The sequence below is a fragment of the Variovorax sp. GW821-FHT09D05 genome, assembly GCF_059416325.1.
On the sequence record NZ_JBWKOZ010000007.1, the window covers coordinates 333225 to 354867 of the forward strand.

14 protein-coding genes are annotated in these 21643 nt (G+C 68.4%); all 14 read right to left on the reverse strand.

What is annotated here, in order from left to right; genetic code table 11:
- Window positions 1–128: 128 nt before the first annotated feature.
- Window positions 129–2834, reverse strand: coding sequence for a type VI secretion system ATPase TssH (gene tssH / locus AC07O3_RS20850; protein WP_489014640.1), 2706 nt, complete (start codon window positions 2832–2834; stop codon window positions 129–131).
- Window positions 2831–3895: a type VI secretion system baseplate subunit TssG gene (tssG, locus tag AC07O3_RS20855; protein WP_256216773.1), complete on the reverse strand. Its 1065-nt coding sequence runs from the start codon at window positions 3893–3895 to the stop codon at window positions 2831–2833. The genes tssH and tssG overlap by 4 nt, the downstream gene beginning before the upstream one ends.
- Window positions 3892–5784: a type VI secretion system baseplate subunit TssF gene (gene tssF / locus AC07O3_RS20860; RefSeq protein ID WP_495340243.1), complete on the reverse strand. Its 1893-nt coding sequence runs from the start codon at window positions 5782–5784 to the stop codon at window positions 3892–3894. The genes tssG and tssF overlap by 4 nt, the downstream gene beginning before the upstream one ends.
- Before the next feature lie 7 nt (window positions 5785–5791).
- Complete coding sequence (gene tssE, locus AC07O3_RS20865; protein WP_093058744.1) at window positions 5792–6307, reverse strand: type VI secretion system baseplate subunit TssE; 516 nt, start codon at window positions 6305–6307, stop codon at window positions 5792–5794.
- On the reverse strand, window positions 6300–7142 hold the full coding sequence (locus tag AC07O3_RS20870; RefSeq protein ID WP_489014644.1) for a type VI secretion system accessory protein TagJ: 843 nt from the start codon (window positions 7140–7142) through the stop codon (window positions 6300–6302). Before AC07O3_RS20870 ends, tssE begins: the two co-directional genes overlap by 8 nt.
- A gap of 31 nt (window positions 7143–7173) precedes the next feature.
- Window positions 7174–7731: a type VI secretion system tube protein Hcp gene (locus AC07O3_RS20875; RefSeq protein ID WP_093058742.1), complete on the reverse strand. Its 558-nt coding sequence runs from the start codon at window positions 7729–7731 to the stop codon at window positions 7174–7176.
- A gap of 54 nt (window positions 7732–7785) precedes the next feature.
- A complete protein-coding gene (locus AC07O3_RS20880; protein WP_495340244.1) occupies window positions 7786–9879 on the reverse strand; it encodes a caspase family protein in 2094 nt (697 codons plus the stop codon).
- On the reverse strand, window positions 9876–11048 hold the full coding sequence (locus tag AC07O3_RS20885) for a hypothetical protein (protein WP_495340245.1): 1173 nt from the start codon (window positions 11046–11048) through the stop codon (window positions 9876–9878). Before AC07O3_RS20885 ends, AC07O3_RS20880 begins: the two co-directional genes overlap by 4 nt.
- 27 nt (window positions 11049–11075) lie before the next feature.
- A complete protein-coding gene (locus AC07O3_RS20890; RefSeq protein ID WP_435462422.1) occupies window positions 11076–11735 on the reverse strand; it encodes a hypothetical protein in 660 nt (219 codons plus the stop codon).
- A 113-nt stretch (window positions 11736–11848) separates the two neighbouring features.
- The gene (gene mltA / locus AC07O3_RS20895) at window positions 11849–13477 is read right to left on the reverse strand and encodes a murein transglycosylase A (protein ID WP_495340246.1); all 1629 of its coding nucleotides are present in this window, start codon (window positions 13475–13477) and stop codon (window positions 11849–11851) included.
- 55 nt (window positions 13478–13532) lie between these two features.
- Window positions 13533–15428, reverse strand: coding sequence for a protein kinase domain-containing protein (locus AC07O3_RS20900; protein ID WP_495340247.1), 1896 nt, complete (start codon window positions 15426–15428; stop codon window positions 13533–13535).
- A gap of 604 nt (window positions 15429–16032) precedes the next feature.
- The gene (tagF, locus tag AC07O3_RS20905; RefSeq protein WP_093054223.1) at window positions 16033–16683 is read right to left on the reverse strand and encodes a type VI secretion system-associated protein TagF; all 651 of its coding nucleotides are present in this window, start codon (window positions 16681–16683) and stop codon (window positions 16033–16035) included.
- Window positions 16680–20282, reverse strand: a complete 3603-nt coding sequence (tssM, locus tag AC07O3_RS20910; protein ID WP_495340248.1) for a type VI secretion system membrane subunit TssM — start codon at window positions 20280–20282, stop codon at window positions 16680–16682. Before tssM ends, tagF begins: the two co-directional genes overlap by 4 nt.
- Complete coding sequence (locus AC07O3_RS20915; RefSeq protein ID WP_495340249.1) at window positions 20279–21628, reverse strand: DotU family type VI secretion system protein; 1350 nt, start codon at window positions 21626–21628, stop codon at window positions 20279–20281. The genes tssM and AC07O3_RS20915 overlap by 4 nt, the downstream gene beginning before the upstream one ends.
- Window positions 21629–21643: the final 15 nt, after the last annotated feature.

Here is a 21643-nt window from a genome sequence, read left to right on the forward strand (position 1 = left end):
GATGGGGTGCGTTGCGCAGCGAAATAAAGGAGGAGGCCGCAGGCCGGGGGACATTCGCGGAGCAAGGCACCCCGTCGGCGTGATCGCACCCCGAACCAACGCAGCGAATAAAAGAGCAAGACGACATCTCAGTCGAACGCGTAAGTGAAGTCCGCATCCTTCACGTCCAGCGCAACACGGCGGATCTCCCCACCAGAGGCCAGACGCTGCAGATACTCGACAGAAATCGTAGGCAGCACGGTGTTGGTAAGAATCGCGTCGATCACGCGCCCACCCGACTCCGGGTCCTGGCACCGCGCGACCACCTGCTCGACCACCGCTTCGCTGTACTCGAAGGGCACGCCGTGGTTGGTCTCGACGCGCTTCTTGATGCGCCCCAGCTGCAGCCGCACGATCTTCTTCATCATCTCGGGCGACAGCGGGTAATAGGGAATGGTGACGATGCGGCCCAGCAGCGCGGGCGGGAACACCTTCATCAGCGGCGCCTTCAGCGCATCGGCAAGCGCGTTGGAGTCGGGCAGCAACTCGGGGTCGCGGCACATGCTCATCACCAGCTCGCTGCCGGCGTTGGTGGTCAGCAGGATGATCGTGTTCTTGAAATCGATCATGCGGCCCTCGCCGTCTTCCATCCAGCCCTTGTCGAACACCTGGAAGAAGATCTCGTGCACGTCGGGGTGGGCCTTCTCCACTTCGTCGAGCAGCACCACGCTGTAGGGGCGGCGGCGCACGGCCTCGGTCAGGATGCCGCCCTCGCCGTACCCCACGTAGCCCGGAGGCGCGCCCTTGAGCGTGGAGACGGTGTGCGCCTCCTGGAACTCGCTCATGTTGATGGTGATGATGTTCTGCTCGCCGCCGTACAGCGCCTCGGCCAGCGCAAGCGCGGTCTCGGTCTTGCCCACGCCGGAGGTGCCGCAGAGCATGAACACGCCGATCGGCTTCTGCGGGTTGTCGAGCCGCGCGCGCGATGTCTGGATGCGGCGCGCGATCATTTCCAGCCCGTGCTTCTGGCCGATGACGCGCTGGTTGAGCGTGTCGGCGAGCTTGAGCACAGCCTCCACTTCGTTCTTCACCATGCGGCCGACGGGAATGCCGGTCCAGTCGGCGACCACCGAGGCCACGGCCTGCTCGTCGACCGAAGGCAGGATGAGCGGCGACTCGCCCTGCACCGCGTGGATCCTGGCCTGCAGCTCGTGCAGCTCGGCGAGCAGCGCGGCTCGGTCGTGCGCGGGCTCGGCGGCGGCTGGTGCCGCATCGGTGGCAGCAGCAGGCGTATCCACCGGCTTGTTGCCCGCGCGCAGCTTGCTGCGCAATTCGAGCAGCCGGTCGACCAGCCCCTTTTCTTCCTGCCAGCGCGCATTCAGCGCATCGAGCTGCACCTTCGATTCGGCCAGCAGCGCGGTGACCTGCGCTGCGCGCTTGGTCACGTCGATGCCGATGGCTTCTTCGCGGCCGATGATTTCCTGCTCGACCGTGAGCCCTTCAATGCGGCGCATGCAGTCTTCCACCTCGGGCGGCGTCGCGTGCTGCGACACGGCCACGCGCGCGCAGGCCGTGTCGAGCAGGCTCACGGCCTTGTCGGGCAATTGGCGAGCGGGAATGTAGCGGTGCGACAGCTTCACGGCCGCCTCGATGGCCTCGTCGAGCAGCTGCACGCGGTGGTGCTTCTCCAGCACGCTGGCCACGCCACGCAGCATCAGGATCGCCTTGGTCTCGTCGGGCTCCGGCACCTGCACCACCTGGAAGCGGCGGGTGAGCGCCGGGTCTTTCTCGATGTACTTCTTGTACTCGGCCCAGGTGGTGGCACCGATGGTGCGCAGGTTGCCGCGCGCCAACGCCGGCTTCAGCAGGTTGGCCGCGTCGCCCGTGCCTGCCGCACCGCCCGCACCCACCAGTGTGTGGATCTCGTCGATGAACAGAATGATGGGCGTGGGCGAGCTCTGCACCTCGTCGATCACCTGGCGCAGGCGCTGCTCGAATTCGCCCTTCATGCTCGCGCCGGCCTGCAGCAGGCCGATGTCCAGCGTGAGCAGCTTCACGTCTTTCAGCTGCGGTGGCACGTCGCCGCGTGCGAGGCGCTGCGCAAAGCCTTCGACCACGGCCGTCTTGCCGACGCCGGCCTCGCCGGTGAGCAGCGGATTGTTCTGGCGGCGGCGCATGAGGATGTCGACGATCTGGCGGATCTCTTCGTCGCGGCCGGTCACCGGGTCCATCTCGCCCTTCTTGGCCTTCTCGGTGAGATCGACCGCGAACTTCTTCAGCGCATCGCCCTTGCCCATGGCGGCTGGAGCCATCGCGCCCGAGTCTTCGCCGGGTGCGCCGCTGCCCATGCCAGTGCCGTCCTGCGCGCGCATCTGCGATTCGGGCGAGGCATCGCAGATCTTCGCGAAGTTGTCGGCCAGGTCTTCGACCTTGACCTTCTCGAACTGCTTCGACAAGCCGAACAGCGGGTTGCGCAGGCTCTGCGTCTTCAGCATGCCCACCAGGATGTAGCCGGTGCGCACCTGCGCCTCGCCGAACTGCAGGGTGGCATAGGTCCACGCGCGCTCGATGGCGTTCTCGATGTGCGGAGAAAAGTCGCTGATGGCGGTGGCGCCGCGCGGCAGGCGGTCGAGCGCGGTGGTCATGTCTTTCGCAATGACCGACACGTCGAGCCCGTAGTGCTGGATCACGCGGTGCAGGTCGGAGTCCTGCGCCTGCAGCAGCTGGGCGAACCAGTGCTCCAGCTCCACGTACGGATTGCCCCGCATCTTGCAGAACACGGTGGCGCCTTCGATGGCCTTGTAGGCCAGCGAGTTGAGTTTGCCGAAAAGGGCGGTGCGGCTGATTTCACTCATGAGGGACTCCGTATCTCTTCTGAACGAATGAAGATGGGTTTGTTGAAAGACTGGTTGCCGATGCGCACGTCCGCCGCATCGCGCGAACGCTTGCGCTGCCCGAGCCACGACACCCAGCCCAGGCGCGGTGCATTGCCCTTCGCGTCGCCAAGGCGCGTGAGCGGAACCTGCGCCTTCTCGAGCACCAGCTCGGCGTCCCACTCGAGCTCGTCGCCGAGCAGTTGCTGCATCCAGCGCTGCAGCACGGGGCGCGCATTGCCGATGGGAAGGAACATCCGGTACTGCTCCAGCGTGAGCGGGCCCAGGTGCAGGCGCACGCGGTGCTGGCGGTCCCAGGCGCGGGTGCCGAGCATGGCGCCCATGCCCATGGAGCGCGAGCTCTCGCCCTGCCCCAGCCGCGTGAGCTCTGCCACCGGCAGGCTCATCCAGTGGCCGACCCAGCGCTCCAGTTTCACGGGCACGCCGAAGTAGCTGCACAGCACCGACTCCACGCTTTCCACGTTGTGCACGCGGCGCGCGAGCCAGCCCGAGAAATGCAGGCGCGCGTCGTCATGGATCTCGTCGCGGTCCACGCGGCCCGGCGTACCGATGCCGACCAGCGCACCGACCTGCAGGCGGAAGCGGTCTTCGCCCGGCCGGTCGAGCGCCACGGCCGGCCGCGACTGCGCCCACGCGCGATAGAAGTGCAGCGAGAAGCGGTGCGAAAAACTGTCCAGAAAGGCCAGCCACGTCGGGTCGCCGTGGTTCAGGCTGCGCTCGCGAATGAAGTCGCTCAGGTGCACCGGCAGCGGACCATTGGGGCCGATGTAGCTGAAGAAGTGCTGGCGCAGGCGCGGCGGCGAATAGGCTGTGGCGGGCTCGAAGCGGCTGAAGCTCGCGGGCGCGAACGACAGCGATGGCTCCTGCCCCACGCGCACCGGCTCGGCGCTCGGCAGCAGCGCGCGGCCCCAGCGCGGCGTGGTCTTCGCGACGGACTCCAGCCGGCGCATCACCGCGAAGTAGTCGAACGACCACGGCTCCGCGGACCACCCGCGCAGCGCGTTGTCGACGCGGGTGCTCACAGAATCTGTCGCGTCCCGCACAGCGGCCTCCAGCGCATGGTCTCGCCCTTGCCCGCGATGCGCAGCACGGTCTCGACGAAATGGTTCACCTCCACATGGCGCGACAGGAAGCGCGCCAGCACGGCCCCGAACAGGAAGGCGCTGTGGCCATGAAAGGCGTCCTTGTCGACTTCGAGCGTCACTTCGAGCCCACGCCCGAAAGCGATCGGTCCCTTCAGCGGCAGGCGGCGTGCAACCGGCTTGCACTTCACCGACAGCAGGCCGCGCACCTGGCCCTGGCGCATCTCGTCGGCATGCACGGCATAGAGCATCAGCGTTTCGCGCAGCGCGGCCGCGCCCTGCTCCGGCGTGCTGTCGGACAGCGACAGGTAGTTCAGCGCAAGGTGATCGACCACGCGCCACCCCAGCCCCTGGCTCACCACCGGCGACACCGGCCGCGACGGCCCGCGCACCATGCGCACGCGCTGCACGGGAAATGAATCGACGCAGTCGAAGTCGTTCTCGCGGCCCAGCGGCATCAAGAGCGGCAGGTCGCGGTTGGTGCACAGCGCCGTCACTGCCAGCTGCCGCAGCGTGGCCGCATACGGCGCCTGCTGCGGATCGACGATCTGCATGTAGACCTCGGAGCCGATGTGGCTGCTGCGGTTGCCCTCGGTGCGCTGTCGCACCGACAGCATGCGCGGCTCGCGCGTGGTCGTGAAGTAGGCCGGGTGGCTGTTGCGGCTGCCGTGAAAGGCCGAATAGAAAGGCCTGAAAGGCTGCTCGGCCGCGACCGCATCGGCACCGGGCGCGCCGTGGCCGATGACTTCGGTGATGGTGTGCACCTCGAAGTCCTGGGGGCGCGTGCGATCGGGCACCAGGTGGAACTGGCTCACGCCCTCGGTCATGGGCACGCGGTCGAGCCGCTTGCTGAACAGGTTGACGGCGGGCACGCAGTGCAGCTGCACGTTGTCGGCGCTCACCAGCTTTTCGAGTGCTGCGTCGCCGCGCGAGAACAGCAGCACGATTTCGACGTCGGTCACCGGCATGGCCGCGAGCAGCGCCTGGAGCCCGCCGATGCGCACGAACTGGAAGCGCTGCGGAAACGCGAAGTACTCCTGCAACAGCCGAAAGCCCGAGAAGCCGGTGGCGGTGGTGGGCAGCAGCGCTTCGTCCTCCTCGAAGCCGACCGCGCCGATGGCGCTGGCCGGCAGGCTCTGCGCCACGCCTTGCAGCACACCACTGGGCGCGAGCGGCCGCACCAGCACGCCGATGGGCTGGCCCAGCGCGCATTCATGCAGTTGCCAGGCCACGTCTTCGGCACCGCCGAAGTGCAGCACCAGATCGTCGAGTGCGATCTGGCTGAAGTTCAGGCCGGCCGTGGCATGCAGCGCAATGCGCAGGCCGCCGCGGATGGCGCGCGATTGCGGGTGCGTGTTCAGCGGCAGGTCGGGCGCGTAGGTGAAGTACTGCGCGCGCTGCACTTCGATGGGCCAGATGCGCAGCGCACTGGCCGTGCGGAATTCGCAATGCGTGTTCTGACCCACCGCTTGCCGTGCGCGCAGTCCGCTGCCGCGCGGCAACGTGGGGCCGGTCGCAAGGTTCGCGTCGTCGGGGTCGGGCACGAAAGACACGACCACCATCGCCGGCGTGGGCGAAAGAAAGTGCGGATAGACGATGTCGAGCAAATGGCCCGTGAAGCGCGGGTACTCGGCGTCGAGCTTCAGGCCCACCCGTGCCGAAAGAAACGCCGTTGCCTCGATGAGCCGCTCCACATACGGGTCGGCCACTTCCTGGCCCTCGATGCCAAGTCGATGCGCAATCTTTGGAAATGCCCGCGCGAACTCGGAAGCGCTTTCGCGGAAGTAGCGCAGCTCCTGTTCGTACAGGCTCAGCAGCCGAGGGTCCATGCGGGACTCACCTTGGGTTTTGCGCCATGTCCACTATCTCGATGCGTCCTTCTTCCAGGTCAACGCGGCTTCGCATCAGGAACTCCAGCGGCACGGGCTGTGCCCACAGCATGCCGCGTATCTGCAGGCCGATGCTGTTGTGGGAGTCCAGTGCCGGGCCTTCCATGACGAGTTCCACTTCGAGTGTGCGGGACAAAATGCGCGGCTCGAACTGCAGGATTGCGTTCTTCAAAGCCTGTTCCATGCTGACACGCTGCACCGACGAGGTGAACTGGCCAGACAGCATAGGCAATCCGTAGTTGATGACCGAGCGCGCCGCATTCGGGTATTGCTTGTCGTCCATCGAGAGGCCGTAGCCGGTGGCGTTGAACAGCCAGCCGAGGTCTCGCAGCACGGCCTGGCGCAGCGCCTGCTTGGTCAGCGTGCGCTTCTCGTCGCCCTCGCGCTTTTCGTCGGGTGCGTTGTCGACGAGGCGATCGAGCAGCGAGGGCTGCAGCCGCTCCTGCGCGGTGAGCTCAGCCATCGACGCTGCCCTCGGCCTCTCCGGCCTCTGCAGCGCTTTCGCTGGCCTGCGTGAACAGGATCTCGCGCACGTCCATCAGCGCGTACTCGCCCGCGTCGCTGCCGAGCACGCGCTGGCCGTAGCCGGCCCAGACTTCGGGGCGCAGCTCGCGCCACTCGGTCTTGCGCGCGAGACGCAGCTCGCCGTCTTCCACCTTCTCTGTGCCCTCGTAGCGCGTGGGAATCAGCGCAAGGGTTTCACCGCCGTTCTCGAACTGCAGGTGCGCGGGCATCCACACGCAGTCGCGCAGGTCTTCGGGCGGTTCGATCTTGATGTGCGCGAGCCGCGCGTACGGAATCCAGTAGTACTTGCCGTTGACGAAGGCCTCGAGCACCGGGCCCAGTCGCATGTCGGCATCGGCCAGCCATTCGAAGGGTGCGCCGTCGATGGTGCCGCTGATGGCGGGCGCGCCGTCGAAGGCGCGCTGGCGCAGGTCCTCGGCCAGTTCGCTCTCGCCGCGCCCCTGGCGCAGCAGCGACTCGATGAGCAGCGCCAGCCATTGGTCGGGTTGGCCGAAGATCATGGGCGTGCGCGTGCCGGCGAACACTTCGGCGCGCAGGCCCTCGCAGCGCACGGCCTCGCCGTAGACCTGTTTCATGGGCACGGCCAGCGCGTCGAGCTCGGCCGCAACGGTCAGCTGGTTGAGCGCGCGCTCCCACTGCCCGAGCACGCACAGCAGCTGCGCCATGAACACGCGGTGCTTGCTGTCGGAAGGCTTGGCGCGCACGTCGTCGCTCAGGGCCTTGAGGGCGGCGGCCGGATCGGCGGCCTTGAGGAATTCGGCGGCGGTCGTCATGGTGTGCGGCTCCTGGGTGGGGTGATGAGGCTCAGGCGCGGGTGAACTGGCATTCGCGCACCGCGCCGCGCAAACCGGTGGTCTTCTGCGGTGCCGACTTGACCTTCACCGTGCGGTAGCTGATGGAGATCAGCTCCGAGGGCACGCCCCAGTGGCCGCCGGAGTTGAGCACCAGCCGGCAGATGCGCGCGTTCTCCAGCACCAGCTCGAAGGTCGACTGCGCATCGGGCGAGCGCTCGTCGCCGCCCGACTTGAAGGCGCTGATGACGACCTTCAGGTCTTTTTCCTGCGCGCGCAGCAGGCTGGCGATGGTGGCGGTGGCCGCGTCGCTGCGACGCGCAACGATCAGGTTGTTGGGCACGACCTGGTTCTGGCTGGAAGACTCGGGCACCTGCACCGACCAGTAGTAGCCGCCGATGTTCATGCGCGCCTTGCCGTCGTCGAAGGGGCGGTCGAGCTCGCCTTCGACTGGCGCACCCTTGTTCTCGATCAGCATGACCAGGTCGGTTTCGGCCGAGCCGGTGCCGATCAGTTCGTAGAACCGCTGGGCGTCTTCAGGGCTCCAGGAGCCGTCGTCTAGAAATGCCATATCACCTCCGGAAATCGAAACAGGAAAAGGAAACCGTGATCTCGGGCCGCGCCGTCATGGCCGGGCTCCGCCGTCCGCTGCGCCGCCGCTCCTGCGCAGCAGGGCCGCGAACACCTGCCGCTCGCCGCTCTCCGCCGGCGGCTGGCCGCCGCGCACGCGCACTTCCGACACATCGGCCTGCGCATAGGCCACGCCGAACAGGCGCGGCGCGCTGTAGGGCGTGGCGGGCACTGCCATGACCAGCAGTCGCGCGTCGCCGGCAGCATCGAGCCACGGCAGGTCGAAGCGCTTGACCGAGGGCTGATCGGGCGTGCCGCGCTTGAAGCGGTTGGTTTCGCCGACGAGCTCGTCGGGGTAGACCGACTGCAGGTTGCCGCGCGCGTCGATGCCGGCGATGACGAGGTCGAGCGAACGGCCGCTGGTGTTGCGCACGTTCAGGCGCAGGCGCTCGCCGGCGCGCAGCGAGGGCAGCGCGTTCGCCGCTTGGGCCTGAACTTGAACGATGGGCGTGCTGCGCAGCATGCGGTCAGCGCTCCACACTTCGAGCGCGGCATCGAAGCCGTCGAGTTGGCCGTCCTTGCCGTAGGCCTGCAGCTGCGCGAGCCACTTGAGCTGCGCCAGTGCCTGCAGGCGGCGGCGCAGCGCGGCAGTGTCGGGCAGCACCACGGTGGAGACAGTGGCGCCGAACAGCGGCGAGAGCAGCTCGAGGCGCTGGCCCGAGGGGCCGAGGTCGGTCCAGCGCACGTCGGCGGTGGCCGCATCGTCGGCCGGGCGGATCGCAGCCGGGTAGTCGAGGCTGAGGCCGGCGGGCAGCGGCTTGTCGGCGCGCACGCGCAAGGCGGTGGCGGCCGGTTCGCTCATGGGCGTGACGCTCCAGAACGCAGCGCCCGACACATCCTTCAGCGCCGTAGGCACGGCCAGCCACGCGCCGCCGAGCTTGATCTGCGACACGGTGGCCGGTGCGCTGCGCACGGCGCCGTCTTCGAGCGTGGCGAGCACGCGCAGCTCCTGCTGCTGCGCGAGGCCGTCGAGCAACCCGGCCTTGATGGCCAGGCTGTCGCCGCTGCGTTGCGCGCGCCATACGGGGCGCGTGGATGCGGGCGCGCCGCTGTTGGCGAACAGCGGCGCATCGAGGTTGCCTTCGGCCACCGGAGACGGCAGCTCGCGCGTGGGAAAGCGCTGCGCGAGCTCTTCGATGACCGGCGGGTACTGCGCGAGCACGCCGTCGAACAGGTCGCGCCAGGTGGCGGGCTTGCGCGACAGCGCTTCGACCACGGCCCAGGTCAGCAGGCCCTGCGGCCGGGCATTGCGCGCCTTGCGGGGCAGGCGCAGCTCGGGCGTGATCTGGTGGCTTTCGGACGCGAAGAAGGCGACGTAGCGGGCGCGAGGCACGGCTTCGGCCGGCACGGGTGGCGTCTGCGGTCGCGCGGGTGGTGCCCCGCCGGTCAATTGCGTCACGCGCAGGCCGCGCCAGCGCACTTCGTCATCGGGCGGGCCTTCGGCTGTGGCGGGTGCATCGGCCGTGCCGCGCGTCATGGAGTTGGCCGAGCAGGTGTCGAACACCGAGGCGACGAACACGTTCTTCGCGAGGAAGGACTGGATCCACGCGTCGAAGTCGACGTCGCGCAGGTCACCCGTGAGCACGTTGTCGCTCCCGAGTGTGCCGCGCACGTCGCGCGCGAGAAAGTTCTCCGACAGCCCATCGGGCTCCTGGTAGCGCTTGGCGATGTCGCGCAGGCGGGTGCCGTGGCCGGAGAAATACAGCAGCACGAAGTCGCCGCTCTTCGACTGCGCGAGCAGCCTGGCCAGCGCGTCGTGGATGGCTTGCGATTCTGGCAGCGCGGCGCCGCTCACGCCGTCGGCGAGCACTGCGATGTCGGGCGCCGCGAAGCCCTGCCTGAGCAGCGCGTCGCGCATCAGCATCACGTCGTTGCGAGGCGCCTGCAGCCACAGCGCCTGCGGCTGGTTGACGAGTTCGGAGACGCCGACGAGCAAGGCGCGCTGGGTGGCGAAGGCCAGGGTGCAGCAGGCGAGCAGCCACAGCACGAGCAGCAGCTGGAGAAAGCGCAATTGCGTGACGCCCGTCCCCTTGGGCCGCAGGTGAAGGTGCAGACGGGCGGCATGCCCGAAGGCCGCGGCGCGTGTCATGGCCGCTGCTCCCCAGCCGGCCCGGCTGACTCGATCAGCGGCGAAGCCGCGAGCACTGCCAGCGCATCCACCGGCTCCGGCACCCGCAGCCGCCATACGCCATTGCCACCCGGATCGCCCGGCCCGCCCACCACGTCGGCCGATATCGATTGCAGGAGCCGGTCGGCCTCGTCCATGCGCACGCCGGCTTTCCAGCGCACCACCAGGTCGGCGCGCGCCGGCGCGGGTGCGGCTGGCACGTCGCGGAAGCGCACCTCGTCTTCCTCGGGAGCACCGCGGCCGCCGAGCAGCCCGACGTTCTGGATCACCACGAACAGCGCCAGCACCGCGAAGGCCGGGCGCGTCCAGCCTTCCGCGCCGAACCAGCGGCGGATGCTGCCCCACCAGCCGCCTTCGGGCCTGGGCTGCGGCCGTGCAGGCGATGGAGCGGGAGAAGAAGAAGCCTCGTCGCCCTGCGGCCGCGTCAGCGCCTTCCCCAGCTGCAAGCCCACGTCGCGGTACAGCTCCTGGTAATCGGCACGCGGGTCCTGAGGCCCGAGCGGCGTACCCGACAGCACCGAGAACACGCCGCCCACGCCGCGCAACGCGATGCGCCCCGGCTCCGGCGCAATGGCGAGCGATGCGTGCGCAGCCCACTCGTCGTGCACCGCGCGGATCGCGGCGAGCCGCGTGGCCGAAACCTCGCCGAGCACGCGCGCGCAAAGCTGCGGAGCAGGTGCCAGCGTGAGCACGTTCCAGGCCTGGATCACGCCGAACATCGGCTCGAAGGGCTCGTCGTCAGGCTCCAGCAGCACGTCGAAGGCAGATGCCCAGTCGGCCTCGCCGGCGGCCATCCAGCCCTGCCAGAGATCGCCCTGGATGCAGCGGTCGAGCAGCACGCCAAGCAGCCGCCCTTCGTGCACCACGCTGACAAGGCGGCCCGGCGCCCAGCGGGCCGGAAAGGCGCGCTGGGCGACAGCCTCGCGGCGCCGGGCCAATTCGACAAGAGGCAGCAGCAGGTCGGATGCGGCAGCCGCCGGGGCCGGTGCGGCGCCCGTTGGAGGGGACGTGCCCGGCATGGCCACTGTGGCCGTGCCGGGTGCGCTGTCCGGCGCATCGTCGGGCACGGCCGCGCCGGTTTCCAACGCGTGGCGGATCACGCTGAGCGGGGGCCAGAGGTCGTGGGTCATGGCGTCTGTTCCTGAATGGCTATGTCTTCAGGCATAAGACGCTTCAGCACCGAGGATTTTGAAAACCTGCAGGATCGCGGCCATGTTGTCGGGCTCGATGGCGATGCCCAGCGTCTGCTGGAGCCAGCCGCCGATCCGGGTTTTGGCGTAGTCCGCGGTCAACCCCTCGCGCTTGTGCACGAGGCCGAGCCGGCCCGCGCGGTAGTGATAGGAAGCAATGGCGTGGCGCGAGGCGATGCCCGACAGCCCGCCCTCGGCCTCCTTGCCGAAGCCCTCGCACAGCAGCAGGCGCTCGGGCTCGGGCAGTTCGGCGATGAAGGCGCGCGCGGCCACTTGCACGGCCTGCGCGCTCAGGCCATGCTCGGCCAGGCAGCCGTCGAGGTCTTCGCCCGCGCCGATCTCGTCTTCGAGCTGCGCCTCTGTGATCTGGTCGCCGATGGAGAGCTTGCGGCGGAAGGAACTGGCGCGCGTGCAGTCGATGAGGTAGCGGCGGAAGTATGCGCACAGGGCAAAGGCGGTGGAAGGCGCGCTGTGGCTGGCGCGCTCGTCGGCCTCGTCCGGGTCGGCATCGAGCCGCAGCACCTTCACGTAGATGAACTGCGCCACCAGCTCCTGCCGGCCCTCGCCCAGCACCTGCAGCTCGGGCGGATTGCAGGCCACCAGCGCATCGCCCACGATGCGGTACATGGCGCCCATGTCGTTCGGGGACAGCGTCTGCCTGCGCCGCCAGAGGCGGACGAGTTCAGAACTTTCCGCGGACGAAAGGGTTTCCTGCATGAGGAGTCAAGGCGCCCGATCGATCAGTCGTCGACGCAGCTGCCCTCCGAAGGCACCAGGCACTGCGGCAGGTTCGCGCCCACCGGCCCGCCGCGCGTGCGGATGGCCGACGACACCGCGGCCTGCGCCACGGCCAGGCCGCGCGGCAGCAAGATCCACAGCTGGCCGCGCTCCTTCATACGGCGCGCATTGGTCGCGGCCTGCTGGCCGTTGCCGAAGAAGTAGTCGGCCCGCACCGCGCCGCGGATGGCGCCGCCGGTGTCCTGCGCGATCGTCAGGCGCTGCATCGGCGCGCCGCTGCCGGGCGTGCGCGTCGACACGAACACCGGGTAGCCCAGCGGCGTGCTGCGCGGATCGACCGCAATCGAGCGCCCCGCCGACAGCGGCACGCCGAAGGCGCCCACCGGACCGCCCACGGGCGAGGTCGATTCCTTGAAGAACACATAGCTCGGGTCCTTGATGCCCGAGCCCGACACCGCGCCGGCCGCGCGCCGCCCCGGCACCACGACCGGGCCGCTGGCAACGGGCCGCGCGAGCGTGAAGCCGCGCGTGCGGATGGTGCCGCTGTCGACCGCGCCGACATCGTCGTCATCGCCGTCGTCCAGCTGCAGCTCGATGGACGAGCCGCGCACCTTCACCGGGCTGCGCGGCTTGCCGTTGGCAGCCTGCGCCAGCGTCGGGCGGAAGGGCTGGCCGTTCTGCTCGGCGTAGGCGACGCGCACGATGTCGCCGTTGGCCAGCTTGATGCGCCCCGAGCCCTGGATCTGCATTTCGTACAGCGCGGTGGCGCTGCTCACGAAGGCCAGCACCTTGGCGTTGGGCGCGCCCTTGGTCTCGATTTCTTCGCGCGTGTAGTACGGCAGCAGCTGCTTGCCCTCGACCCGCAGGCGCACCTTGCGGTCGAGCGTGTCGCGCGAGATGGCCGAGAGGTCGAGCACAAAGAGGCCCGGCGCGCCCATGTCGCGCGTGCTGAGGCCGGTCTGCACCACCACGTTGCGCCCTTCCACGCGGGCCGCCACCGTGCCGTTGCCGGCGGGCAGCTTGCGCGCATCGGCGAACAGCATGTCGTCGGGCTGGCCGTACACGGGGTAGATGAAAGGCGCGCCGTACTGGCGGGCGCCCGCGATCTCGGGCTCGAAGTAGCCGGTAACCACGCCGTCGGGCTTGCGATCGTCGTCGCGAATCTGGTAGGCCGAGAACTCGCCCTCGAAGAAGCCCCGGATGGCGTTGTTGTTCTTGCCGTCGACCTTGAGCGCGCGGTCGCACACCTCTTTCCATTCGGCGCCGCGCCCGGTCAGCACCTTGCAGCTGCCGAGAAAGGCGGGCCAGCTTTCGGAGAAGTCGTCGCGCGACCAGCCCGGCACCGAGTCGAAGCCCACCGAGGTGTAGGTGGCGAGCTGGGTCGAGAAGGTGCGCGCCTGGCCGGCCACGCTGGCGCCGGTCGGCGGTGGGCGCGAGGCGCTGCTGCTCGTGCCGGCGGTGTCGGTCGTGGCCGCGCCGGTGCCCGTGGTGGCCGGTGGCGGCGCGGTGCAGCCCGTCAGCGAGGCGATGACGGCAACAACGGCTGCAGTAGCGGCCCACTGGAGCACGTAGTTGAGGCGCTGTTGCAGCTGCTGTTGTCGTTGCTGCTGCAGTGCTTGCGAGGTGATCATGAAAGTCTCCTTGTCCGGAAAGTGGCGACCCGAAGGGCCAACGCTCTACAGACGATTACTTCTCGACGATTTTGAAATTCCCGACGCCATAGACGTCGTTGCACGGGGCGCCGGGTGCGCACACGGGTTTGCCCAGCAACGGCGAGGGGCCGGTACCGCGCGTGGCTTCGAGCGCGGCCAGCACCGGCAGCGGGAACACCGGGAACACGCCGTCGTTCTGCACGCCGGCGGCACTGAAGTCGCGCTCGTGCTCGCTCACGAGCACCGCGAACTGGTCGGTGCCGGCCGGGCCGCCCGCGTCCATCGGCCACGAGGCGCGCGGCAGAGAAAGCGAACCGCCCGCGGTGATCTTGTTGTACTTGTCGAGCAGGTTCGGGAACAGCAGGAACATCTCGCCGCCGCTGGACAGCAGGAACACGTAGACAAAACCTTCGCGCTTGCTGCGCACCTCGAAGGCAAGGCGGTCCTTGCCGATGGCGACTTCGGCCTTCTTCGGCGTGGCCGTCACCTCGAAGCCGGGCGCGGCGCCGGTTGCGAGAGATTGCAGCGATTCGGCGGGCGTGCGCGGGGCCGGAGGGGGCGGTGGTGGTGGCGGCGGTGCTGGAGGAGCCTCTGCGATCTTTGTGTCGGGTGGCGGGGCCGGCGTGGTGGTGACGACCTTCTTGTCATCGGCGTTCGTGTTGCCGCCGGTGCGGCCCTGGAACCACCACCAGCCGCCACCGGCCGCGGCTGCGAGCACGGCGACCGATACGAGTGCGGCAACGGTCTTGTTGCTCTTGCCCCCGCCGCCGGTGGGAGCGGGCGCGGGCACCGGTGCCTTGCCACCTGCCTTGCTCTTTCCGCTCGCGATGACTGTCGCAGCGTCGGCGTTGCTGCTGTTGCCGCTGCGCGCACCCGAAGGCGGCTGCGTGCGCGGCGTCGGCGCGATGCTGTGCCCCACTTCGAGATCGAGCGCGGCGCGCAGCTCGGCCATCGACTGCGGCCGCTGCTCGGGCCGCACGCCGAGGCCCGCATCGATCGCCTCCAGCAGCCGCAGGCTGTAGCGCTGCCGCAGGATCTCGTTGCCCGCAAGCGGCACATAGCTGTCGGACAGCAGCCGCGCCACCGAAGGCGGGGGCGCGCGGCCGCACACCGCCACATGCATCACGGCCGCGAGCGCATACACATCGGTCCACGCGCCCTGCGACATGTCGGGCATCTCGGCGTACTGCTCGATGGGGGCGTAGCCTGGCTTGAGGATGACGGTGATCGCCTGGGTCTTGTCGGTGATCACACGGCGCGCGGCGCCGAAGTCGAGCACCACCGGGCGGCCCGAGCCTTCGAGCAGGATGATGTTGTCGGGGGCGATGTCGCGGTGGTAGCAGTTGGCGTTGTGCATCACCGCGAGCGCCTGCGTGACGCCGTCCATGATGCGGATGAGCCATGACTCGTCTACGCCTGCGGGGATGGCTACCAATGCTTCTCTCAGCGTGTCGCCTCTGTAGAAAGGCATGACCATGTAGGTGGTGCCTTTTTCTTGCCAGAAGCGGTAGACCTTCAGGAGCGACGGGTGGTCGAACTGGGCGAGCAGGCGGGCTTCGTTGATGAAGCTGCGCATGCCCAGGTCGAAGGTTTCTCTGTGGCGTTCGGACAGGGGGACTACTGTGCCGTCGTTCTGTCTTGTCGACAGTGACGTGGGGAGGTATTCCTTGATTGCTACTACGCGTTCCAGCGTGTGGTCCCACGCCTCGTAGACGACGCCGAAGCCGCCTTGGCCTATGACTCTTGTGACTTCGAATTCGGCCAGGCGGCTGCCTACCGGGAGCAGGCCGGCGTCTGTGCTTCCCGTGGCGGGGCTGGTGACTGGGGTAGCGCCTGCGGTGATTACGGTCGCGGCCGTGTCGCCGGTTGTTGTTGTCGGCTGACCTGGCTTGGGGACTACGCGGGTGCGGTCGTCGTTGGAGTCGGTCATTGACTGGCTCCTTTGTTGAGTGTTTGCTTCCTGAGGCCGGGTCTCGGCCCGGCGGCCGACCTACTTTTCTTTGCTTCGCCAAAGAAACGTAGGCAAAAGAAAGGCGACCCCACTGTCTGCGACCCCTTCGCTGCGCTACGGGGCAACCTGCGGTGCTCGCGTTTCGCGGGGTCCGCAGAACTCGCTTCGCTCAAACAGCTGCGGCCCTGATCCGCGAAACGCTCCGCTCCTCGGCGCAGCCAGAGGGGAGGTGGAGACAACACGGGCCATCGCTTCGCTCGGCACGGTGCGACTGCAGGCGCGCAGCGCCTGCAGTCGCGTTGGGGGCCGAGCGCAGCAATGGCCCGCCCGGTTCCCCAATCCCTTCTGGTTGCGCCGAGGAGCGCAGACGTAGGAGGGATCAGGGCCGCAGCTGTTTGAGCGAAGCGAGTTCTGCGGACCCCCTCCGTAGTCGAGCACCGCAGGTTGCCCGCAGCGAAGCGGAGGGACGCAGACAGCAGGGTCGCCTTTTCTTTGCTTACTTTCTTTTGGCGAAGCAAAAGAAAGTAAGTCGCCCGCCGGGGCGAGACCCGGCCTCGGAAGACAAAACAAAGAGAGGCCTTCATCACCCCTCCTCCGCAAACCCAAAGAACAGGGCTTCAAACTGCTCATCCCGAGGCAACCCAGTACAGAGCATCCGAACCCCATGCTCAGCAGCAGGATCACTCAGCCAAAGCGACGCCCCCGCCAGCGGCAATTCCAGCGAATCGACACTACTCTCACGTCCGTCAGCAGAAGCGCCATCAACAAACAGCCGATGCAACACCGCATCAAACCGCAGCGCATCCAGATCCCCATCAAGCCCTTCCAACGCAGCCTGCGTAGCATGAGCCCACCACTGCAACGCCATAGCCAGCGCCTCCCCCTGCAGTTGCCCGGAAACGGACCGATCGAGCTCCATAGCCAGAGCAAACGGAAAGTACCGCCCCACCCCATCGACAGAAGGCATCAGCACCCCGATCCACGCCTGCTCCCCCGCCACCTGCCGCCCCAGCGCAAAGCACCAGATAGGCGCTTCGAGGTATCGCTCAGTCCAATCCGCATGCCGATCCCGCAGCCGGGCCATGCCCCGCTGCAGCCACTGATCCCACACGGCACGAAACGCCTCCGGCAGCCGCCGATGCGCAAAGTCCCCCATGCCCGGCAACTTGCCGAACCACCCCGGCAAGGCAGTCGAGGCAAAGAGAGGTGAAGGTGAAGAAGCCGCCTCGTTCACAGCCCCTCCGGACAAGAAAACTCCCGCAGCTCACGCAACCGGATCGGATGCTGCACGCTGTTCGTCGTCACCTCGAAGCGCGTCTTGCGTGCACCGATCTGGAAGGTGATGAAGAACTTCTCAGGCGCATCGCCGGCCTCGAGCTGCCCGTCGTCGAGCGCACGGAACAGCGCCCACGGCCCATCCACAGCGGCACCCGAGCTGCCAGTGGTCGAAGGCGGGCTGACCTGGATACGCACCTGGTTGCTGCCCTTCGGCCCCGGCCACTGCACGGCCATCGGCACCACAGGCCCGTGCGCGTACTTCACGAGCTGGCCGTCGACGTCGAGGATGAACTGGGTGATGCCCGCATCCATCTCCACCGGCTTGAAGTCCAGCCGCATCGACGGCCCACGGCCGCCGCCGCGGAAGAAGATGTCCTTGATGCGCGCGGCCCGCTCGAACTGCGCGAGCGCCTGCGTGGTGATGGCGCCGCGTTCGGCCACGGGCTTGTAGCGCCACGGCTTGGTGCTGGTGTCGACCAGCGCGGCCAGGCGCTTCTGGAAGAAGTCGTCCATCAGGCCACCGGGGCCGAACATCTGGCCGAAGTCTTCCGGCAGCACGTCGCGCTTGCTGGTGCTCACGAAGGGGTAGCGGCCCGCGATGGCGCGCGCGCAGAACTCGGCCACGGGGCGCAGGTCCTGGCTCAGGTTGCCGCGCTCGGCCGTCTGTGCCTGCGCGGCGCCCGACTGGCTGAGGTTCTCGACCATCGAGCGCACCGGCTCTGGCAGGCGGCCCGCATCTGACTTGAGCTTGCCGGCCACGTCGCCGGGCGGTGGCGAGGTGCGGCCCTTCACGGCCGTGTCGACGGCGTTGAGGTACACGTAGACCTCGTTGAAGAGCTTCAGCGCATCGTCGATGGGCGCGGGTTGGTTGGGTCCGCCGGCGGTGACGAGGCGGCGCAGCGATTCGAAGCGGTCGTCGACGATGCTCTCGATGCGCTTGCCCGGGGCCACCTGCCGGCCGGGGTCGCTGCCGAACAGGTCTTCCAGGCCCTTGCGCGTGTTGCGCACTGTTTCAGTCGCCTTGCTGACGACGTCCTTGTTGGCGTCGGCCGCCGGGATCAGCGTGGTCTGCTTGACCACCGCGCGCAGGAAGTTCGCGAGCGGGGAATCGACGCCCGAAAGAATGCGCGCGGTCTCGATGTTCTTCTCCAGCCCGGTGGCGCGGATCAGGCGCACGTCGGCGAGCAGTGCTTCCCACTGCTTGACGTATTCCTCCAGGTACAGGCGGCGCACACGATCGGTCAGCGCGCCGAGCGCGGCCACGTCGCGCAGGCGGTCGGCGGCGTTGCGGTCTTGCCCCAGCACCCACGGGTCTTCGTTGGCGAGCAGGCCGGTGAGCACGGTCACTTCGTTCTGGAAGCGCTTGTGATAGCCGTCGTAGGTGAACATGCCCGGCACGCCATCGGTCAGCGGCTTGCCGCTGATGCGCTCGAACACCAGCGGGCCCGAGGGGCCGGTGGCGGTGGCCACGCTGAAGGCTGGAATGTCCTTGGTGGCGCGCTGGCGCTTCAAGCGGCTGAACACGCGCTGCTCCAGCGGGTAGCTCGCGAGCACGGCGCGCACGCTGCGCACCAGGTTCTCGTCCATCTTGAGCGGCGAGCGCGGCGGGCCTTGGGCGATGAGCACGTCGAGCTGGTCTTCGAGCGCCTTGCGCTGGTCTTCGGGAATGCCTCGGTCGAGGTTGCGGGCCCAGTCGAGCGTGATCCAGGCCTTGAGCGCCTCGGCATCGAAGTGCTCGGGCTGGTAGAGCATCAGGTAGCTCTTGAGTGCCTCGTACGTGTACTCGAGGTTGTCCTTCTGCGCGGTGCGCAGCTGGTCTTCGATGCGCTTGGCGATCTGCGGCAGGAAGGCGTCGTTGAGCGCGCGCTGGTGCGTGAGCATGGCAGCGGCGTCGAGCTTGTCGCCCTGGTAGAGGCCCAGCGTCATCGACAGCGGCTCGTCGCCCTGGTGGTTGTCGGGCGTCTTCCAGATGTCGCGCAGGCTCTGCAGCACGGGCGCGACCTCGACCAGGTTCTGCACGCGCGCGGGCAGCGCCGCGAGGTTCTGCCTGGCGGGCTCGACGCGGGCCTCGACCGACTTCAGGTAGTTCATGTTCTGCAGCGTGCTGTAGCCCCAGGCCGCGAGCAGGCTCACGGTGACCAGCGTCATCGCCGTCACGCCGATCACGCGCAGCGTGTGGCGGCGGCGCTCCAGCTTCACGTCGGCGCCGGCGAGGCGCTGCTCGGGGAACACCACTTCGCGCAGCAGCGAGGTGAGGAAGTAGCTGCGCCCGCTCGACTTCTGCGGCGCGAGCATGGCGCGCTCGATGCCGAAGCTGCGCGCAAGGCTGCCCATCACGCGGTCGATCGGGCTGCCTTCCTGCGTGCCGCTGGTGAAGTACACGCCGCGCACCCACGGCGGCTGCGCAAAGCGCGAACCGGTGAACACCTGCTCCAGCAGGTCGGACAGCAGCGAGCCGATGGAGCCGAACTGCGCCGGAAAACCGAAGATGGCCGCGCGGCGCGTGCCGTCGGTCTCGCGCTGCATGCGCGCGATGAGGCCGTCGTTCACGCGGTTGTGCAGCAGCGCGAACTCGCGGTTGAAGGCCGTGGAAAGGCCTTTCTCTTCCAGCTGCACGTTCTCGTTGGCCGGCAGCGTGAAGCCGAAGACCTGCGCGCGCTGTTCCTTGCCGAGGTCGTCGAAGTAGTCGGTAAAGCCGTAGAGCAGGTCGCTCTTGGTGACGAGCACGTACACCGGCAGGCGCGTGGTGAGCTTGCCGTCGAGTTCGAGCAGGCGTGCGCGGATCGAGGCCGCAAGCTGGGTGCGCGCCTCGGGGCCCTGGCTCAGCAGGTCGGCCACGCTGACGGTGAGGAACACGCCGTTCAGCGGACGACGCGGGCGCGCCTTCTTCAGCAGGCCCAGGAAGCCTTCCCATGCGCTCTTGTCTTCCGACTGGTGGCTGTCCTGCGTGGTGTAGCGCCCGGCGGTGTCGATGAGCACGGCCTCGTCGGTGAACCACCAGTCGCAGTTGCGCGTGCCGCCCACGCCGCGAATGGCGCCGGGGCCGAACTTCTCGGCCAGCGGAAAGCTCAGGCCCGAGTTGACCAGCGCCGTGGTCTTGCCCGCGCCCGGCGCGCCGATGAAGACGTACCACGGCAGGTCGTACAGGTAGCTGCCGCCCGAGATCGACATCCAGTCGCGCAAGCCGGGCTTCTTGCCGGCGGCGTGCAGGCGCATCTGCTTGAGCGTGGCAACGGCTTCGCTGAAGCGCGTGTCGAGGATCTTCTGCTCGCCGTTGACCGGCGCATCGGTCTTCGCGGCCGGCGCCTTCATGAGGCCGTCGGTCAAATGCTGGCTCGCACGGCGCGCGCGCCAGCGACGGTACAGCGCGCGCAGCACCACGATGAGCACGATGACGCCGATGACGATGGCGCGCGTCATTTCGCTTTCGAGCGGCGCGAGCGAGCCGATTTTCACCAGCGGGCCGATCCACCAGATCAGCAGCGCGACGACGATCAGCGCGAGCAGTGTCAGCAGCAGCGGGCTGAACAGGAAGCCGAAGATTTTCTTGATCATTTCGTCGCTCCTGGTACGGGAGCAGCCGGTGTGGCAGCAGCGAGCCGGTCGGGTTCGGTCAGCAGCACGATGTCGACGCGGCGGTTCTTCGCGCGATTGGCGGGCGTGTCGTTGGCGGCCACGGGCTCGGCGTCTGCCTTGCCGTCGGAGCGCATGCGCGCCGGGTCGACCAGCGTCGTCAGCGCGCCCTTCACCGCATCGGCCCGCGCGGCCGAGAGGTGCCAGTTGGAGGGATAGCGCAGCGAGCGGATCGGCTGGTTGTCGGAGTGGCCGGTGATCAGCACCTCGCCCTTCACCTCGGCCAGCGCCTGGCCGATGCGGCGCAGCACGGGCAGTGACTGCGCCATCGGCTCGGCGCTGCCGGAGCCGAAGAAGGAATCGCCGCGCAGGCGCACCACGCTGCGGTCGGACTCGTCGGTCACCGTGACCAGGCCCTGCTTGATCTCGGGTTCGAGAAAGCGTGCGAGGCGCGGCGTCTTCGCCGGCAGGGCGGGCGGCGCGATCTGGATGTTGGGCGCGCGCAGACTCGACACCGCGGCGTAGGTGGTGTCGGAGCGGTAGTTGAGCGTGAGCCGCAGGCCGAACCACGCCAGAGCCAGCAACAGCGCAAAGCCGGCCGCGAACACCCACAGCGGCAGCGACTCGCGCAGCCGCACCGTGCCCGCGCCCTGCCCGCGCCAGTGCGGAGAAAGCTCGGGCTCGACGGCCGGGCGGTCCTTCGCGATCAGGTCCGCGAGGCGCTGGCGCACCGAGTCGAGTTGCGCGCGGCCGTTGTCGACCACGCGGTAGCGACCTTCGAAGCCGAGCGCGAGCACGCTGTAGATCAGCTCCAGAAGCTGGCGGTGCGTGGGCACGTCCTGCGCGAGCTTGGCAAGCAGCTGGAAGACTTTTTCGCCGCCCCAGGTTTCGTTGTGGAACTGCACCAGCAGGCTCTGCTTGTTCCAGCCGGCCTGCACGCCCCACGGCGTGTTGGCCACGGCTTCGTCGAGCGCGGTGCACAGCACGTAGCGCGCGGCGAGCACAGATTCATTGCTGACGCCGGCGCGGCGCGCATTGGCATCGAACTGGTTGACGGCGTCGGCGGTGGAAGCGCGCAGCGCCGGCACATTGGGCGGCTGCGCAAGGTTGCGCAGCTTGCCGATCAACACCAGCAGCTTGCCGGCGGCGGACACCAGCGGGTTGAGCAGGCCGAGCTCGCCGACGTCGGCGGCCGGCGTGGGATCGGCACCGCCGAAGAAAGGCGCCGGTGCCGGCGCAGGCGGCGTGCCGCCGGGCGTGCGCGGCTTGGGCTTGATGACCGTGCGTTCCGACTCGAAGGCGGCGAAGGGGTCGGGAGGTGTGCTCATGATGGTGTTCCGTTT

Excerpts from the sequence above, each read along its gene's own strand:
- AC07O3_RS20915 (WP_495340249.1), bottom strand. The coding sequence starts at position 21,628 with ATGAGCACACCTCCCGACCCCTTCGCCGCCTTCGAGTCGGAACGCACG.
- AC07O3_RS20885 (WP_495340245.1), bottom strand. The coding sequence starts at position 11,048 with ATGACCCACGACCTCTGGCCCCCGCTCAGCGTGATCCGCCACGCGTTG.
- AC07O3_RS20875 (WP_093058742.1), bottom strand. The coding sequence starts at position 7,731 with ATGGCATTTCTAGACGACGGCTCCTGGAGCCCTGAAGACGCCCAGCGG.
- AC07O3_RS20880 (WP_495340244.1), bottom strand. The coding sequence starts at position 9,879 with ATGACACGCGCCGCGGCCTTCGGGCATGCCGCCCGTCTGCACCTTCAC.
- tssF (WP_495340243.1), bottom strand. The coding sequence starts at position 5,784 with ATGGACCCTCGGCTGCTGAGCCTGTACGAACAGGAGCTGCGCTACTTC.
- tssH (WP_489014640.1), bottom strand. The coding sequence starts at position 2,834 with ATGAGTGAAATCAGCCGCACCGCCCTTTTCGGCAAACTCAACTCGCTG.
- AC07O3_RS20890 (WP_435462422.1), bottom strand. The coding sequence starts at position 11,735 with ATGTACCGCATCGTGGGCGATGCGCTGGTGGCCTGCAATCCGCCCGAG.
- AC07O3_RS20870 (WP_489014644.1), bottom strand. The coding sequence starts at position 7,142 with ATGACGACCGCCGCCGAATTCCTCAAGGCCGCCGATCCGGCCGCCGCC.
- tssM (WP_495340248.1), bottom strand. The coding sequence starts at position 20,282 with ATGATCAAGAAAATCTTCGGCTTCCTGTTCAGCCCGCTGCTGCTGACA.
- tssE (WP_093058744.1), bottom strand. The coding sequence starts at position 6,307 with ATGGCTGAGCTCACCGCGCAGGAGCGGCTGCAGCCCTCGCTGCTCGAT.
- AC07O3_RS20900 (WP_495340247.1), bottom strand. The coding sequence starts at position 15,428 with ATGACCGACTCCAACGACGACCGCACCCGCGTAGTCCCCAAGCCAGGT.
- mltA (WP_495340246.1), bottom strand. The coding sequence starts at position 13,477 with ATGATCACCTCGCAAGCACTGCAGCAGCAACGACAACAGCAGCTGCAA.